Origin of the sequence: Corynebacterium lactis RW2-5 (genome assembly GCF_001274895.1) — a bacterium.
GTDB classification, from domain to species: domain Bacteria; phylum Actinomycetota; class Actinomycetes; order Mycobacteriales; family Mycobacteriaceae; genus Corynebacterium; species Corynebacterium lactis.
The window spans coordinates 1,354,323-1,370,924 of sequence record NZ_CP006841.1 but is presented as its reverse complement, the minus strand read 5'-3'; the positions used below and the strand labels follow the sequence as shown (position 1 = coordinate 1,370,924).

The window sequence follows — 16,602 nt, the reverse complement described above, 5'->3', positions numbered from 1 at the left end:
GTTGTCGAACGGTATCGGTGGAACGTTTCAAAGATAGTAGCCCACGTGGTGGCGGCGAGAGGATTTCCGCAGTTCATCAGAGCAAAGTCTGCAACGCTTGTGAAAGCTTTTCCGGGCTGTGACGACCAGTCAGACAGTCGTGCTCCCCCAGCTCCTGCACGTCGGCGAATGTCACCTCTGCGCGTAGGGTCTGCGCCGCGCGTGCGAGATAGTTCTTTTCCGATGGAGCTAGCGGAGTGTTGTTATCGATCACAATGTGGTCAACCTTTAGCTCCGACGCATGCTGAGACAACATGTGAATATGCCGTTCTGCAGAGAACCCAGCGGTCTCCCCTGGTTCGGCAACAAGATTCAACACGACCGCAGTAGTAGCCGAGGTTTCCTGCAGCGCCCCGACGAGACCGGGAACCTGAAGGTGAGGTAACACGGATGTGAACCAAGAACCTGGTCCGAGGGTGACGAGGTCAGCGTTATGTATTGCTTCGACCGCTTCTGGGGCAGCTGGCGGATGTTCGGGAATCAAACGAATGCGGCGTACCTGCCCCGGTGTGGTCGCCACTGCGACCTGTCCCCTGACCTGCCGAACAACCCGCGCATCTTCTTCTAGCCCGACTACTTCGGCTTCTATCTCCAACGGAATTGGGGACATTGGCACAACTCGCCCCTTAATTTGGAGCAGCCGTGCTAGTTCATCCAATGCGGCAACCTCACTGCCCATGACGCTGGTCAGTCCGGCAATAATCAGGTTGCCAATCGCATGGCCAGCCAAAGCTCCGCTACCGCCGAAGCGGTGCTGCAGAGTCGTCTCCCACAAATCTCCCTTTTCAGTATCTGCGGAAAGCGCAGCCAACGCCATGCGGAGATCGCCTGGGGGAATCTGACCCAATTCCCTGCGCAACCGTCCCGACGATCCTCCATCATCTGCAACAGTGACGACGGCGGTCACTTCATCCGCGATCTGGCGAGCCGCCCGCAAAGTGGCGAACAGGCCGTGACCACCACCCAAGCTGGTTATCGAGGTCACTACCCTCAGCCTCCTTTACAGTTGATTTAGGAAAAATTCGGTTGAAACGACGGACACCGGTGGCCCTGACTCCGGTTGCCTTCGGTGTTCGATTGGCGTCCACTGCGATCTGTATCTAGTTCCGGTCGATATCTCGGTGGACCACATTGAGCTCGATGCCCTGCAGGCCCTCAACCCTGGTCGCTAACGCCTCCGTCACCGCGACGCTGCGATGATGTCCTCCCGTGCAGCCAATCGCAATAGTCATGAAGCTCTTGCCTTCGCGCCGGTACCCCGGCAGGACGAGCTCTACCAGGGATGCAACTCGATCGAGGAAGCCCTGTGCTTCGGGCTGGCCCAGCACGTAATCCGCGACCGGCTTATTCGTTCCTCTCCCGGCACGCAATTCCGGCACCCAGTATGGATTCGGCAAAAAGCGAACGTCGAAAAGCATGTCTGCATCTCGTGGTGCACCGTGCTTGAACCCAAAGGACTCGATGGTGACGTGCTGAACCTTGTCTTTCGAATCCGACAGTTGGTGCTCGAGCTCGCGCCGCAGGTCGTGAACGCTCATATCAGATGTATCGACAACAAGGTCGGACATGCCCTTAATCGGCAACAGCATCTGACGCTCTGCCGCAATGCCCTGAGTAAGCGTGCCGTTTTCCTGCAGGGGATGCATGCGGCGCACGGAATCGTAGCGCGCGATCAACGTATCGTCATTCGCGTCGAAGAAGATGACGTAAGGCTGGCGGCCCTCTGCTCTCAGACCGTCGAGCACCTCCCCCAGATTTCCGGCGAAGGCCCGGGAACGGACGTCGGTGACTATGGCTAGCCTCTCTACAGGCGAGTCAGCCTCAAACGTCAACTCCACCATTCGCATAATCAGCTCGGGGGGAAGGTTGTCCGCAACATACCAACCCATCTCCTCGAGCACGCTGGCTGCAGTGTTACGGCCTGATCCGGACATGCCGGTAATCAGCACAAGCGACTTTTCAGCTTGGGGAGAAAGGGCTTGGTTGCTCATGCCCCTCACTGTAATACAAGTTGGTGACTTATCCGCTGGAATCCGAGTGCAGGAAATCGTAAACCGCTTGCGCAAGCGCCGGGCCGAAACCCTGTACTTGTTCAATTTCCTCAACAGAGGCACTCTTGAGGGCTTTGACGGACCCGAAATGTTTCACCAGTTCGCTGCGACGCGCAGGGCCCAGCCCTTTAACCCCGTCCAGGACGGAAGCGCGCATCCGTTTCGAACGCTGCTGGCGATGGTAGGTAATGGCGAAGCGGTGCGCCTCGTCGCGGATCCGCTGGATAAGGTACATCGCCTCGGCATTTCGAGGCAGGATTACCGGTTCATCATCGCCCGGAACCCAAATCTCTTCGAGCCTTTTAGCAATGCCGACAAGAGTGACGTCAGTGACCTCCAGCTCGTCCAGGACGGCCTGCGCGGCGGCTACCTGCGGTGCACCGCCGTCGACGATGAAGAGTTGCGGAGGATAAGCAAACTTCCTGGCGGTCCCAGATTGCGCTTCGACAGCGTCTGTCGTTTCTTCGACGAATATATCGGATTCGTCGTCCGGCACATCGAGTTTGTCCTGGTTGTGGCGAAGGAATCTGCGCCGAACGATCTCAGCGATAGAGGCGACATCGTCCGAATGGCCATCACCTGCCGCATCCTTAATCCGATATCGACGATAATCCGACTTCTTCGGAAGGCCATCCTCGAAAACCACAAGCGATGCAACCACATCCGTGCCCTGGATATGGGAAATATCGGTGCACTCAATACGCAACGGAGCCTCGTTCATGAAAAGGGCATCTTGAAGCTCAGATAGTGCCTGAGAACGCGTGGTCAAATCGCCGCTGCGCTTTAACTTATGCTGCTTCAGTGCCTCTGCCGCATTGCGTTTGACCGTGTCCATGAGGGCGCGCTTATCGCCGCGCTGTGGCACCCGGATATCGACGTGGGAGCCACGAATGTCCTCCAAGAATACGACGACCTCACCCAGATCTTCGGGTTCGGCCTGAACGAGAATTTCCCGGGGAACCACATTCGCGGCTGAGGTGGAATCGTCACCGTCCGAATCCGCATGCTTTGCTGCATCGCCATAAAACTGCGTTAGGAACTGCGCGAGCAGCCCACCAAAGCTTGGGTCTTCCTCTCCCTGGTGGAAGTCCGCGGAGGCGTATTCTCCAGACTTTTCTACGACCCAACCGCGTTGACCATAAATTCGACCGGAACGTACATGGAAGATTTGTACAGCAGCTTCTAGCTCATCGGTCGCAAATGCGATGAAGTCCGCATCGGCGGCGTCGGAAAGCACAACAGACTGGCGCTCCATGACCTTGTCGATTGCCCCGAGATGGTCGCGTAGGGTTGCCGCGCGTTCGAAGTCTAGAGCCTCGGCCGCTTCCGTCATCTCTCGCTTAATCCGGCGCGTCACGGGGCCCGTGTTGCCCGCCATGAAGCTAGTGAAACCTTTGACAATCTCGCGGTGCTCATCGGCGCTCACCCTTCCCACACAGGGCGCCGAACACTTGTCGATATAGCCCAAGAGGCACGGCCTGCCAAGCGCTTGCTGACGGTTGAAAACTCCCTTAGAACAAGTTCGGGCCGGGAAAACCCGCGTGAGTAGGTCAAGGGTCTCACGGATTGCCCAGGCATGCGAATAGGGGCCGAAATAGCGCACGCCCTTGCGGCGTGGGCCGCGGTAGAGAAATAGCCTCGGGAAGACCTCGCCTACGCTCACAGCGAGCATGGGATAGGTTTTATCGTCGCGGTACATCACGTTGAACCGCGGATTGAACCGCTTAATCCAGGTGTACTCGAGCTGTAGCGCCTCAACCTCGTTCTTCACGACTGTCCACGTCACCTTAGACGCGGACTGAACCATCTGCCTAGTGCGCGGATGAAGACGAGTTAGGTCTTGGAAGTAATTAGAAAGCCTTGCGCGCAGATTCTTCGCCTTGCCGACGTAGAGAACACGGCCCGTGGAGTCGAGGAAACGGTACACCCCCGGCTCCACAGGAATGGTGCCGGGGGCAGGACGATACCTAGAGGGATCGGTCATAATATCGGGTTAATCCTCCGGCATGAACTTGTCCTCGAGCTCGCGGAACTTTCGCACCGCCTCGACGACGCGTGCACCATCCGCGGACTGAACAGCAAGCATGGGAACGAATTCAAAGTCCGGCAGCTCGAGACGAGCCCACTTTGCCTTCTTCGGGAAGCTCAGGCCGTAGATGTCACTCCAAGGGTAGAACTTCGCAGTCAGCAGGTTACGGACCTCCACGCCACGCTCGCTTACGCGCACGCGCGCGCGGGTCAGAAGCAGGAAAACCGCTGCAATGATAGCGCCCAACACGGGAAAGGCAAGACGGTCAATGAGAGTCACAGAGGCTCCGGTATCACCGAAATCGACGACGATGCCCATGAATAGGTGGATGGCGAAGACCACAGCTGCGGCGACTGCAGCCCATATAGTCAGCGTTTTGGAGGTAATAATCTGAAGCCACTGGCCGCCCCCGGCAGAGTCACTCATTATTTGCCTCCTGCTGCACGAAGATCTTTCAATACCGCCGCCGTGTGCAGCGCGGCGGCCATGGCCTCTCGGCCCTTGTTCTCGGAGGCGCCTTCACCACCAGCACGCTCGATGGCCTGCTGCTCGGTGTTGCAGGTCAGAACACCATTACCAATCGGGGTAGATGTGTCCAGCGCGATTCGGGTAAGGCCTTCGGTGACGGAGTCACAGACGTAGTCGAAGTGCGGGGTACCGCCTTTGATGACGCATCCGAGTGCGACGACGGCATCGTGAGTCCGAGCTAGTTCCTGAACGACTACCGGAATTTCGAGGGCTCCTACGACCGTCACATCCGTCACGGCCGCGCCAGCTTCCTCTGCCTGCTTTAGTGCTTCCTGACGAAGCTTCCCGGTAATCTTTTCATTCCAGTGCGAGGTAACGATACCGACCTTGACATCCGTGGAGACCGGGACGGTGACTTCAGGCAATCCTGCGCCACTCATATGATTGTTGCTCCTTCGCTCTAAGTTCCGCTCTATTCGCCGTGGGCGGCGATGTAGTCGTCCAACCAGGGCAGTTCGTGCCCCATGCGCTCACGCTTAGTAGTCAAGTATTTCAAGTTGTCCTCGTTGACTTCAACAGGCACTGGCACCCTCCGGCTCATTTCCAGGCCGTAACCGCCAAGGCCTGCGCGCTTGGTCGGGTTATTTGTCAGCAGCGCCATGGTGGTCACCCCTAGATCGCGCAGGATGTGGGCACCGGTACCGTATTCGCGAGCGTCGGAAGGCAGGCCCAGCGCGAGGTTTGCATCGACGGTGTCCGCGCCTTCATCCTGCAGGTGGTAGGCCTGAAGTTTCGGCATGAGACCAATTCCGCGACCCTCGTGACCGCGCATGTACAGGATGACACCGCGGCCTGCTTCTTGCACCATTTCCATGGACTTGTGCAGCTGCTGGCCACAATCGCAACGCCGGGAGGTGAATACGTCACCGGTGAGGCATTCGGAGTGGACACGCACGAGCACGTCCTTGCCCCCGTCGGAGGAGACATCGCCCACGACGAGAGCGACATGCTCTACGCCGTTGACCAGGCTGCGGTAACCCACCGCCTTAAACTCGCCGTAGTCCGTGGGCAGGCGCGTTTCGACGACCTTTTCCACCAACTGTTCGTTATGTCGGCGGTATTCAATAATCTGTTCAATAGAAATCAGGCACAGGCCGTGACGGTCGCAGAATTCCCGAAGCTCCTCAGACCGGGCCATGCCCGTGGGGTCCTTCTCGGATACGACCTCGCACAGGACGCCTGCGGGACGGAGACCGGCCAGTCGCGCAAGATCCACGGAGGCCTCGGTGTGTCCCGCACGAACGAGTACACCGCCATCCCGCGCGCGCAGCGGTACGACGTGGCCAGGGCGAGTGAAGTCGTGCGGATTCGATTCCGGGTCGGCCAACTGCAAAATGGTGTTCGCGCGATCCACCGCAGAAATACCGGTCGTACCCGTATTGGCGTCGACGGTGACGGTGTAGGCAGTTCCTCGCGCGTCCTCATTTTGGGAAACCATTGGGGGAAGGTTCAGCCGGTCGCAATCTTCGCCCGTGAGCGGGGCGCAAATGTAGCCGGAGGAATAACGAACCATGAAGGCAACTAGTTCAGGGGTAGCCTTTTCGGCGGCGAAGATGATGTCACCTTCGTTCTCCCGATCCTCGTCGTCGACGACGACAACCGCTTTACCTGCCGCGATGTCGGCAATGGCCTTCTCAATGGAGTCGAAAGTAATCACAGTCTTGTAGCTTATCTTTCCATCATCTTCTCGACGTACTTGGCCAGCACATCGACTTCCAGATTGACAGTCGCGCCGACCGGTGCCTGACCCACGATGGAGTCAGTGAGGGTCGTCGGAATGAGGCTGACCTCGAAGAATCCCTCCCCTACGGCTGACACAGTCAGCGAGGTTCCGTCAACGGCAATGGAGCCTTTTTCCACGACGTATTTGCTCAAATTGTCTGGCAGGGCAATCCGTACTACTTCCCAGCGTTCGCCGGGCGTGCGGGAGAGCACGGTTCCGGTCCCGTCGACGTGGCCCTGCATGATGTGACCGCCGAGACGCTGCCCGACGGCGGTGGCCCGTTCTAGGTTTACCTTCGAACCGATTTTAACCTGCCCCAGGGAGGAACGATCCAGCGTCTCCTGCATCAGGTCGGCAGTGAAAAAGTCCTCACCCTGGTCGACGACGGTCAAGCAGACGCCGTTGACCGCGATGGAGTCGCCGTGGCGGGCGTCAGAGAGCACCGTACGGCAGTGAATGGTTAGGGTGATGGAGTCGGCGCCGCGGTCGATGGCGGCGATTTGCCCTAGTTCCTCGACGATTCCGGTGAACATAGCCTGGTCAATTCTCCCGTGTGCTGATGCGGATATGAATAACTGATTTGCCCTTGACTGTAGCTGTCTTTTAACTTCGCACGGCCCGTATCAACACGTCTGCTCCGAGTTGCTCCACAGAAACAGTGCGGAATCGCGTGATATCGGTGATACTGGTGTGCTCCGGGCCCGCTGTCACCGGCAGCCCCGACCCTAGAAACGCAGGGGCAACGTATGACTCGATGGCATCTACTGCTCCGGCCTGCAGGAAAGCTCCCGCCAAACGAGGGCCGCCTTCGACGAGCACATCAATTAGTCCCATATCGGCCATAACCTCCAGCGCGACCCCAATGTCGTGGGTGCGGATTTGCCGGAAGTTCTCGCCGCGGATTCTCGCTTCCTGCGACACCTCGGTACGGCCCACGACGATTCGCAAGGGCTGATTATCGTAAAGTTCGCCCGAATCGTAACGAGCGGAAAGTCGCGGGTCATCGGCAGCAACGGTGCCAGTGCCCACCACTATCGCTTGCCGACGACTGCGATCGGCGTGAACGCGGCCCCTCGCTTCGGCTCCGGTAATCCACTGGGAAGTGCGATCGGTAGCAGCCGCGAAGCCATCGACGGTAGCTGCGGTCTTCAATGTGATGTGCGGCCGTCGGGTTCGTTGCCAGTGCAGCCAGGGGCGCAAATATCCGTCCGCAACTTCGGGTCGGGAATAATCGGCAACAACCTCAATTCCCTGCTGTTGGAGCCACGCCGATCCTCCCGCGGCGACCGGGTTCGGGTCGGAGACCGCAAACACGACCCGGGCGACGCCTGCGCGGTGCAGCGCCGCCGTGCAGGGCGGAGTGCGCCCCTGGTGATTACAGGGCTCCAGCGTCACAACTGCGGTTCCGCCGCGGGCGCGCTGCCCGGCCATAGCCAACGCCTGGGGCTCGGCATGCAAACCGCCTGCGGGCTGAGTCCCCGCGGCGCCAACCGCAATGCCTGCTGCGTCGAGGACGACACAGCCCACCGGAGGATTCGGGTAGGTGGTACCTCGCACGCGTTGCCCCGCCTCGATGGCAAGCCGCATTGCGGCGGCGTCGGAAAGCGGGGTCGCAGTCAGAAGGTCTGGGAAAACCGCCATGTCTTTTTACACTGTGTCTCGGATGAAACTAGCTACTTGGCTGCGGCAGTAGCGAGGGCGCGGAGCTCTTCGACGGCCGCATTGCGGTCCTCGGCGCCGTAGACCGCGGAGCCAGCGACGAACGCGTCGCAGCCGGCGGCGGCCGCGGCCTCGATAGTCTTGGCGGAGATACCGCCATCGATTTCGATGATGGTGTCGAGACCGTCAGCATCGATACGCTCGCGCAGCTTGATCACCTTGTCCAGCTGATCCGGCATGAACGACTGGCCTCCGAAGCCCGGCTCGACACTCATGACCAGCACCTCGTCGAACTCCGCGAGATGATCCAGCCACGGTTCGATCGGGGTGCCCGGGCGGAGCGAGAAACCGGCCTTGACGCCCTGCTCGCGGATATGGCGCGCCAGAGCAATCGCGTCATCGGCGGCCTCGACGTGGAAAATAACGGAGGAAGCGCCGGCCTTGATGTAGGTGTCGACCCACTTCTCCGGCGCCTCAATCATCAGGTGCACGTCCAGGAATTTGTCCGTGACCTTAGCGACGGCTTCCAACACGGGAGCGCCGAAAGACAGGTTCGGGACAAAGTGGCCATCCATGACGTCGATGTGCAGCCAATCCGCCTTCGACACGGCCTCAACCTCGCGGTCCAGGCGGGCGAAATCAGCGGCGAGAATGGACGGGGCAATAATCGGAGCGTTCATAGCTCAAAAGCCTAGCCGTTCTTGCGCAGTACAGCGAAGAACATCGCGTCGGTGCCGTGGCGGTGCGGCCACATCTGCACCGATTTGAAAGCACCGACGTCGCTCATGGGCTGGACCAGCGCGTGCGCGTCGAGCTCCGTCACGTCGAGCTTGCCGACGGCCTTGTCCACGACCCCGCGGGTTTCGCGCAGATGAGGTGAGCAAGTCGAATAGACGATGATGCCACCTGGGCGGGTAAGGCGCACGGCCTCTGTCAGCAGCTCGAGCTGCAACTTGGTGAGACCTGCAATGTCATTGGCCGACTTTCGCCAGCGCGCCTCTGGACGTCGACGTAGCGATCCCAGCCCCGAGCAGGGTACATCCACGAGCACACGGTCGAAGCCGGGCTCGAGGCCGCTGCTGCGGCCATCGGCGACGGTGACGGTGACGGGAAGCCCAGAGGTGGCCTTCTCTACGAGGCCGGCGCGTTTTTCGGACAGCTCGACGGCATCGACATGCGCTCCTTCGATGGAGGCAATCCCGCCGATGAACGCGGTCTTTCCTCCTGGGCCGGAGCACAAATCCAGCCAGCGTCCGGAATCTTCTCCCTGGACTTGCGCAGTGACAACCGCGCGCGCGATAAGCTGCGAGCCCTCGTCCTGTACCGCGGCGAGTCCCTGGCGCACCGGCTCCAGCTCTCCCGGAGCACCGGATTCCAGGCGCACGGCATAGGGTGACCACGGGCCCTCCTCGCCGCCGGTGATGAGAGCCAGTTCCTCAGCGGTCAGTTCGCCGGGGCGCGCAACTAAGTGGACGGTGGGACGCGCGTCGTCGGCAGCGAGCGCCTCCTGTAACTGGCTGGCCTCGGAGCCGAGTGAGAGCGCGAACGCCTCTGCGATCCAGCGCGGATGCGCGTGCTTTAGGGCGACGTAACCGATCGGATCCTTCGCCGGGTCCGGCGCGACCTCCGCAACCCACTGCGCCTCCGACTTCGCCGAGACCTTGCGCAGGATAGCGTTGACAAAGCCTCGGGCGCCTGAGCCTGCAACCTTGGCCACCGCGCGGACCGAGGTATCCACTGCGGCGTAGGAGTCAACCCTGGTGCGCAGCAGCTGGTAGGTGCCGAGGCGCAGCACGTCCAGGACCGGTCCCGCTATATCCGTCAGCGGCCTCGACGATGCCGCACCGATGACGGCGTCGAGAAGCCCCTCGGCGCGCAGAGTACCGTAGGTCAACTCGGTGGCGAAAGCAGCGTCGCGGCCCTTCAGGTTATGCGTCTTGAGTAGCTTCGGCAGCAGAAGATTCGCGTATGCTTCGTTCTCGCGGACCTCGGCAAGGACCTTCAGCGCGACCTTGCGCGGCTGATCAATCCCACCGCCCTTATGTGCACCAGAATTTCCGTCGCGACCCCGCTGGCCATTTTGGCCGCGGCGACCTGTGCGATTTCCGCGCTCGGCATTGTCGCTACGTCGGCCCTGCTTGCCCCGACCGTCATATTTATCCTGACCGCCTTGACCGTTGCGCTTGTTGCGGTCGTTGTGGTTGCCGTCGCGCCCACTCATTTACTCGAATACCTTTCCACCCGGTTGAGCACCTCGCGCCCAATCCTGTGCCGCCATCATCTTTTTACCCTGCGGCTGAACCCGGCCGAGCTCCACAAAGCCCTGACCGCAGCGCACCACGACGCGATGCTTCTCGACGAAAATCGTTCCCGGCTGCGAATTTTGTGCGCTACCCGCAGCGTCGACCGCAGCCCTCGCTTCGATTGCAGCCGAGGCGTCGTCGGAAAGCGGTGTCAGGTCGGCGACCTTGACGCGGCTGCCTTCCAGCGTCGTCCAGGCCCCTGGCGCGGGGGTGAACGCTCGGCTGCGGCGGTTGATTAGGTGCGGCAGCTGCGACCAGTTAACCCGGGAATCTTCCGGCGAGAACTTGGAGGCGTAAGACACACCGTCTTCAGGCTGAGCCGTGGGGCGAAGGGCACCGGCGGCGATGCCGTCCATCGTTGCAGACAGAAGGTCCGCGCCCGAGTAAGCAAGACGCGTGAGCAAATCGTCGGCGGTGTCCGTAGGTTTGATGGACTCGGTGACAGTTCCGAAGACGGGGCCGGTGTCGAGCCCCGCTTCGATCCGGAAGGTGCTGGCGCCTGTAATCTCGTCGCCGGCCGCGATTGCCGCCTGGACGGGGGCGGCGCCGCGCCACGCGGGCAGGAGAGAAAAGTGTAGGTTAACCCAGCCGTGCTCGGGGACCTCGAGAAGCTCCGGGGGCACGAGGTTTCCGTAGGCCACCACGGGGATGCAGTCCGGGTTCAGCTCGCGGATTGCCTCCTGAGCTTCCGGGTCGCGCAACGAAGTCGGCGTCAGTGCCGGGATTCCGTGCTCCTGAGCCAGCGCCTTCACCGGCGACGGGGACAGCGTCTTGCCCCTGCCTCGGCGGGCATCGGGGCGCGTTAAAACTGCAACGATGTCGTGGCGGCCGTCGTCGAGAAGCTTCTGTAGAGCGACCACGGCGGGTTCCGGGGTTCCGGCGAAAATCAGGCGCACGGGAGATTCAATCCTTCACTTGTTCGATTGGCGCGGGCAGTTCACCCCACACGCCTCTGTAATTAACCGCGGTTTTTGAACCAATCCTGTTCACGGAGGCTGCGCATAGCGGTCTTGCGCTCGTCGCCGGTCAGGCGCTTGAGGAAGAGCACGCCATCCAGGTGATCGGACTCGTGCTGAACACAGCGGGACAAAAGACCGTCGGCCTCGAAGCTGACGGGCGTTCCAGTGCGGTCCTGTCCTGTCACGCGGACCTTAGCGAAACGCGTCACCGCGCCGTTGACACCGGGAATAGAGAGACACCCTTCGGTCTCGTGGACCGTCTCCTCCCCGATTGCCTCCCACTGCGGGTTGACGATGTGCCCGCGCGTCCCCTCGCAGTCGTAGACGAAAACCCGCTGCAGCACGCCGACCTGGTTAGCAGCGAGCCCAACACCCTGCTCGTCGTCCATCGTGTCGAACATGTCGTCGATCAAATGCGACAGGGTCCCATCAAAGTCGGTGACCGTATCAGCCTTGGACAGCAGTACCGGATCGCCAAAAACTCGAACCTCGCGGATTGCCATAAACTCGCGCTCTCCTGTGGAAATAGATGAAAAAGGTTGGTCCTAATTGACCCGCTCAGTGTAGCAGCTAGCCGAACCTGATCGGATTGACGATGACTCGCACGGTTTCCGGATCCTTCTTGGTCGCACGGACCGCCTGCGCGGTCTTCAGCGCCGCTCCCACCGCCCTCGCTTTCCGACGCTCACATCTGACTAGCAAGCGCTGGATCGGAGTGCCTGGTTCCACGCCAGCCGGGGGCCTGGCTCCCCTGGGCAAATCCACGGGCCCGAGGATCTCGGCGCCACCCGGCAGCTCGAGGGTCTCGATGAAGCTGCGCAGGCCCGCCTCGGTGCCGTCGACCGCTGCGACGTGGAATGCCGGCGGCAGCTGCGCCGCCTGGCGATCGTGCAGTTCGCGCTCCGCGGCGCCGACGGAATCCCAGGCGAGCAGGTCGCTCACCGTCGGGTGTGCCGCGTCCGCATCGATGACCACCGAACCACCTTGCTCCTTCGAGCGCCCGAGGCTGGCCGCATGCGCCCAGGAAGCAAAGGCGTCCTCGTCGGCACGCAGATCCTGTCGTCCGAGCATCGCCCAGGTGTCGAGCAGGAGCACCGTTCCGTAGCCAGACGGCGAGCGAGGCTCCGCCCCGGGGGTCGCGACGACAACACGGGGCCCCGGAGCGATCTCGTCAGTGATTCGCTCCCCGGACGAAGCAACAACGGGAAACGGACTGAAGATGCGTCCAAATTCCTCCGCAGTACGGTCGCTGCCGATGACGGTAGGGCGAATCTTGGTCGAGCCGCAGCTGTGGCAGCGGTGGTGCACATCGATGCGGCCGCACCACCTGCATGTCGGAGGAGCGGGAGCGTTCGGGTCGTCGGAAGGCGGGATGCCAAGCGGACCATTGCACCAGCGGCAGCGGGCCGCGGTGCCGCAACTGCGACAGGACAGTGTAGGCACGTAGCCCTTGCGCGGGACCTGCACAAGCACGGGTAGCTCATCGCGCAACGATTGCTTCGCCCGGCGGAACGCCGCGGCAGGCAGGCGCCCGCGACTGGAATCGTCCGGATCCTCGGAGGTATCGACGGAGCTGAGCATCTCCGGCATAGCCTCGCCGAGTGCCTCCTGCGAGGCCACGAGGTTATGAGCCCATCCGGATGCGATGAGAAGCGCGACCTCCGCGGTACGCCCTGCGGATGCGAACAGCAGCGAGGCGCTCTCTTGCGCACAGCGGGTTACCAGGACCTCGCGGGCATGAACATAGGGCGCCCGTGGGTCGACGAGGTTGTCGTCGCCGTCATCCACGATGACCGCGAGCTGGAAGTTTTTCACCGGAGCAAACGCCGCCGACCTGGTCCCGAGTACGATCCTCCCCTGGCCGTGGAGAATATCGAGGTAGCGCCGGTAGCGAGACTCGGGGCCGAGTCCGGAGCCCAGGACTGTCAGCTGACGGGCGGAGATCAATTCCCGGAATGCCGACTCGTAGCGCCCAAGGGTACGGGAATCGGGAACAATGACCACGACTCCCCCGCCGGCGCGCGCTACCGCCACTGATAGTGCCGCGACCATCTCCTCGCAGTGCTCGCCCGGTACCGGCGCCCACGCGGCCCTCGATGGAGTACCGGCGACGACCGCGTCGACGTAGGAAGCGCCGAAAACGTAGCGCTGCCAGGCGCTTAAGTCCACATCGTCGACCGCGAGCTTGCCCAGCTCCTCCCAGCTCGGCGAGAGCTTTTCGTTGCGAATCCGCTCCGCCCGTGCATGACGACTAGGAATCGCCGCACGGATGATGTCGGAGCGCGTCGCACCGTAGTATTCGGCGAGGGAATCCACCAGACGCCGCATATGCGCCGGGTATACAACCTCCGGACTGATGACATCCTTTAGATAGGAAAGTTTTCCCTCATGCGCAGGAGTGTCTGTGCGTTCCAGGATGAGTCCGTTGACCAGCTGGCCGTGGAATCTGATACGGACCCGGCAGCCGACCTTGGCATCTTCGGATAGCGCGCGCGGAACGAGGTAGTCGAAGGGCCGGTCTAACTGCGGCAGCCCCAAAAGCGGAAGCACCCGCGCTACAGGCTGCGTTTCTGCGGCTGCTGTAGGGCGGGTGCTAGTCATAGAGACAAACTCTACCTAAACCTCATTCGGTGGACTATCCCAGTCCGGCGGCGGCGCGAAGGGCGTCGACACGGTCCAGCCGCTCCCAGGGAAGGTCAAGGTCGGTGCGTCCGAAGTGGCCGTAAGTAGCGGCCTTCGCGTAAATCGGGCGCAGCAGGTCCAGGTCGCGGATGATGGCGGCCGGGCGTAGGTCGAAGACCTTATTGATTGCCTCTTGGATAACCTCGGCCGGGACGTGCCCGGTGCCGAAGGTGTCCACGTAGAGCCCCACCGGGCGTGCGCGACCGATGGCGTAGGCCACCTGAATCTCAATTCGGTCGGCGAGACCTGCGGCCACGGCGTTCTTCGCGACCCAGCGGGTGGCGTAGGCGCCCGAGCGGTCCACCTTCGACGGGTCCTTGCCCGAGAACGCGCCGCCGCCATGGCGAGCCATGCCGCCGTAGGTGTCGACGATAATCTTGCGACCGGTCAGGCCCGCATCGCCCATCGGGCCGCCGATGATGAACTGGCCCGAAGGATTGACCAGGAGCTTCAGCTCCTCGGTGACGTAGCGGCCCAGGTCGGCGTCCGCGATGACCCAGTCGACGACGTGGGTCTTAATCTGTTCGGTAATCCACTCCTGGCTAACGTCCGGGTCATGCTGGGTAGAGACGACCACGGTGTCGAGGTATACCGGGCGGTTGTCGTCGTCGTAAGCAAAAGTGACCTGGGTCTTGCCGTCCGGGCGGAGGTGCGGGACGAGGCCCTCCTTGCGCACCTGGGTCAGGCGGCGGGCCAGACGGTGTGCCAGCGCGATTGGCAGCGGCATGTACTCGGGCGTCTCGTTGGTCGCGTAGCCAAACATCAGGCCCTGATCGCCGGCGCCGGTCAGGTCTTCGACCTCGACCTCCCCGTCGGCGGAACGGGCCTCGAGCGAGGTGTGCACGCCGTCGTGGATGTCGGAGGACTGCTCGCCGATGGAAACGGAAACACCGCAGGTCTTGCCGTCGAAGCCTTTCTCGGAGGAATCAAATCCAATCTCGTTCAGGCGGGAGCGCACGATACCCGGGATGTCGACGTAGCTCTTGGTGCGGACCTCACCGACGACGTGAACCAGGCCCGTGGTCACGACGGTCTCTACCGCGACCATCGAGGCCGAATCTTGGGCGAGCATCGCGTCGAGGATCGAATCGGAGATGGAGTCACAGATCTTGTCTGGGTGTCCCTCAGTGACGGACTCACTGGAAAATAGCCGAAGATTGGTGGCCACGAGTTCCTACAACTTCCTTTAATCTTTTTTCGCTTTACGACGCCGCGCGACTGCCATGCCCTATCGGGGTACGAAAAAGGCGCCCTGTAGAGGGGATTGCCGCGCCGCGGGGTCGCCAGCGCTTAACGTTAACGTCCCGATTATAGACCAAGCGGTTCAGTAACCGGTACTAGCCCCGCGCCTTGACCACGGCGTCGAGGATTGCGCCTGCGACGGCGAACTTCGAGCCCAGAGGCACGACAGTCTCCTCCCCGCCTTTGGAGAGAATCCAGCCGACGTTGTCCGTCGAACCGAAGGTACGGCCGCCAGATACGTCGTTGCACATCAGCAGATCGCATCCCTTTCGAACGATCTTCTGGCGGGCAAGCTCAAGCGCCGAGGAGTCGGCGTCGCCGGTCTCCGCTGCGAATCCGACCAGGGTTGTGCCAGCGGCGAGCTCGCCGCTGGCTCGACGCTTCACAGTGGTCGCCAGAATGTCGGGGTTTTCGACGAGGTCGATGCGGGACAGAGCATCGTCCGATTTACCCTTCTTCATCTTCGAATCGGCAACCTGCGATGGCCTAAAATCAGCCACGGCGGCCGCGAAGATACAGATATCAGCCTGGCCCGCGTGCCGTTCAACCGCCGCCGCCATATCGCGGGCAGAGACCACGTTGACAACCTCGGCGCCGAGCGGATTCGGGAGCGCGTCGGTGATACCGGCGATGACCGTTACCTCGGCACCGCGCTGAGCAGCCATCTCCGCCAACGCAAAACCCTGGCGGCCGGAAGAGTGATTGCCGATAAACCGTACCGGATCGATGGCCTCCTGCGTACCACCAGCCGTAATGAGCACCCGCGCGCCCTCCAGGTCCCTGCGGAAATGGGCTGGGTTAGCCGCTACAGCAAGAGCGAGGTCGACGACCTGCTCCGGCTCCGGTAGGCGGCCGGGGCCGGTGTCCTTGCCGGTCAGGCGGCCGTGGGCGGGGTCGAGGACGATTGTGCCGCGGCGACGCAAGGTCGCTACATTGTCCCGCGTTGCTGGGTGATGCCACATCTCGGTGTGCATAGCGGGCGCCAAAACCACTGGGCAGGTTGCTACGAGCAGCGTTGCGGAGAGCAAATCATCCGCCCTGCCCTGTGCCGCACGAGCCATGAAATCGGCAGTCGCGGGGACGACCACGATTAGGTCGGCCTCTTGCCCGATGCGCACGTGCTGAACCTCGTCGACGGCGTCGAAGACGGTGGTCGACACTGGGTGGCCCGAAAGCGCCTCGAATGTGGCGGCTCCAACGAAGTTCAGTGCGGATTCTGTCGGGACCACTCGCACGTCGTGGCCGAGTTCCTTGAACCTGCGCACCACGTGGGCGGCCTTATACGCAGCAATGCCGCCGGCTACCCCGACGACAACCTTTAGAGAATCGGATACGTCAGAATGACCGGCGGCATTCATGAAAAATCTCCCTGAACGGAAAACTTGCG

15 protein-coding genes are annotated in these 16,602 nt (G+C 61.7%); all 15 read right to left on the bottom strand.

Annotated features, from left to right (window positions below; translation table 11 throughout):
• Positions 1–76: 76 nt before the first annotated feature.
• The 15 genes from CLAC_RS06045 to coaBC all read right to left on the bottom strand — a co-directional run bounded on the left by CLAC_RS06045 (position 77) and on the right by coaBC (position 16,573).
• Complete coding sequence (locus CLAC_RS06045; RefSeq protein ID WP_053412135.1) at positions 77–1,024, bottom strand: gluconeogenesis factor YvcK family protein; 948 nt, start codon at positions 1,022–1,024, stop codon at positions 77–79.
• Between the two features lie 115 nt (positions 1,025–1,139).
• Positions 1,140–2,030, bottom strand: a complete 891-nt coding sequence (gene rapZ, locus CLAC_RS06040; RefSeq protein ID WP_053412134.1) for an RNase adapter RapZ — start codon at positions 2,028–2,030, stop codon at positions 1,140–1,142.
• A gap of 28 nt (positions 2,031–2,058) precedes the next feature.
• Complete coding sequence (gene uvrC, locus CLAC_RS06035; protein ID WP_053412133.1) at positions 2,059–4,074, bottom strand: excinuclease ABC subunit UvrC; 2,016 nt, start codon at positions 4,072–4,074, stop codon at positions 2,059–2,061.
• A 9-nt stretch (positions 4,075–4,083) separates the two neighbouring features.
• Positions 4,084–4,545 (bottom strand): PH domain-containing protein, encoded by a 462-nt coding sequence (locus CLAC_RS06030; protein WP_053412132.1) that lies wholly within the window; start codon positions 4,543–4,545, stop codon positions 4,084–4,086.
• On the bottom strand, positions 4,545–5,027 hold the full coding sequence (gene ribH, locus CLAC_RS06025) for a 6,7-dimethyl-8-ribityllumazine synthase (protein WP_053412131.1): 483 nt from the start codon (positions 5,025–5,027) through the stop codon (positions 4,545–4,547). Before ribH ends, CLAC_RS06030 begins: the two co-directional genes overlap by 1 nt.
• 32 nt (positions 5,028–5,059) lie before the next feature.
• Positions 5,060–6,304, bottom strand: coding sequence for a bifunctional 3,4-dihydroxy-2-butanone-4-phosphate synthase/GTP cyclohydrolase II (locus tag CLAC_RS06020; protein ID WP_053412130.1), 1,245 nt, complete (start codon positions 6,302–6,304; stop codon positions 5,060–5,062).
• An 11-nt stretch (positions 6,305–6,315) separates the two neighbouring features.
• Positions 6,316–6,903 carry a riboflavin synthase gene (locus tag CLAC_RS06015; protein WP_053412129.1) on the bottom strand — a complete coding sequence of 196 codons (588 nt, stop codon included), beginning with the start codon at positions 6,901–6,903 and terminating at the stop codon, positions 6,316–6,318.
• A gap of 70 nt (positions 6,904–6,973) precedes the next feature.
• Entirely contained in the window at positions 6,974–8,011 is a 1,038-nt protein-coding gene (gene ribD, locus CLAC_RS06010) for a bifunctional diaminohydroxyphosphoribosylaminopyrimidine deaminase/5-amino-6-(5-phosphoribosylamino)uracil reductase RibD (protein WP_053412128.1), read from the bottom strand.
• A gap of 32 nt (positions 8,012–8,043) precedes the next feature.
• Entirely contained in the window at positions 8,044–8,709 is a 666-nt protein-coding gene (rpe, locus tag CLAC_RS06005) for a ribulose-phosphate 3-epimerase (RefSeq protein WP_053412127.1), read from the bottom strand.
• Positions 8,710–8,720: 11 nt separating this feature from the next.
• The gene (locus CLAC_RS06000; RefSeq protein WP_053412126.1) at positions 8,721–10,250 is read right to left on the bottom strand and encodes an RsmB/NOP family class I SAM-dependent RNA methyltransferase; all 1,530 of its coding nucleotides are present in this window, start codon (positions 10,248–10,250) and stop codon (positions 8,721–8,723) included.
• On the bottom strand, positions 10,251–11,228 hold the full coding sequence (gene fmt, locus CLAC_RS05995; RefSeq protein WP_053412125.1) for a methionyl-tRNA formyltransferase: 978 nt from the start codon (positions 11,226–11,228) through the stop codon (positions 10,251–10,253). It abuts the gene before it with no gap.
• Positions 11,229–11,290: 62 nt separating this feature from the next.
• On the bottom strand, positions 11,291–11,794 hold the full coding sequence (gene def, locus CLAC_RS05990) for a peptide deformylase (protein WP_053412124.1): 504 nt from the start codon (positions 11,792–11,794) through the stop codon (positions 11,291–11,293).
• A 67-nt stretch (positions 11,795–11,861) separates the two neighbouring features.
• Positions 11,862–13,892 (bottom strand): primosomal protein N', encoded by a 2,031-nt coding sequence (locus CLAC_RS05985; RefSeq protein WP_053412123.1) that lies wholly within the window; start codon positions 13,890–13,892, stop codon positions 11,862–11,864.
• A 34-nt stretch (positions 13,893–13,926) separates the two neighbouring features.
• Positions 13,927–15,141, bottom strand: a complete 1,215-nt coding sequence (metK, locus tag CLAC_RS05980; RefSeq protein WP_053412122.1) for a methionine adenosyltransferase — start codon at positions 15,139–15,141, stop codon at positions 13,927–13,929.
• A gap of 169 nt (positions 15,142–15,310) precedes the next feature.
• Positions 15,311–16,573 carry a bifunctional phosphopantothenoylcysteine decarboxylase/phosphopantothenate--cysteine ligase CoaBC gene (coaBC, locus tag CLAC_RS05975; protein ID WP_053412121.1) on the bottom strand — a complete coding sequence of 421 codons (1,263 nt, stop codon included), beginning with the start codon at positions 16,571–16,573 and terminating at the stop codon, positions 15,311–15,313.
• Positions 16,574–16,602: the final 29 nt, after the last annotated feature.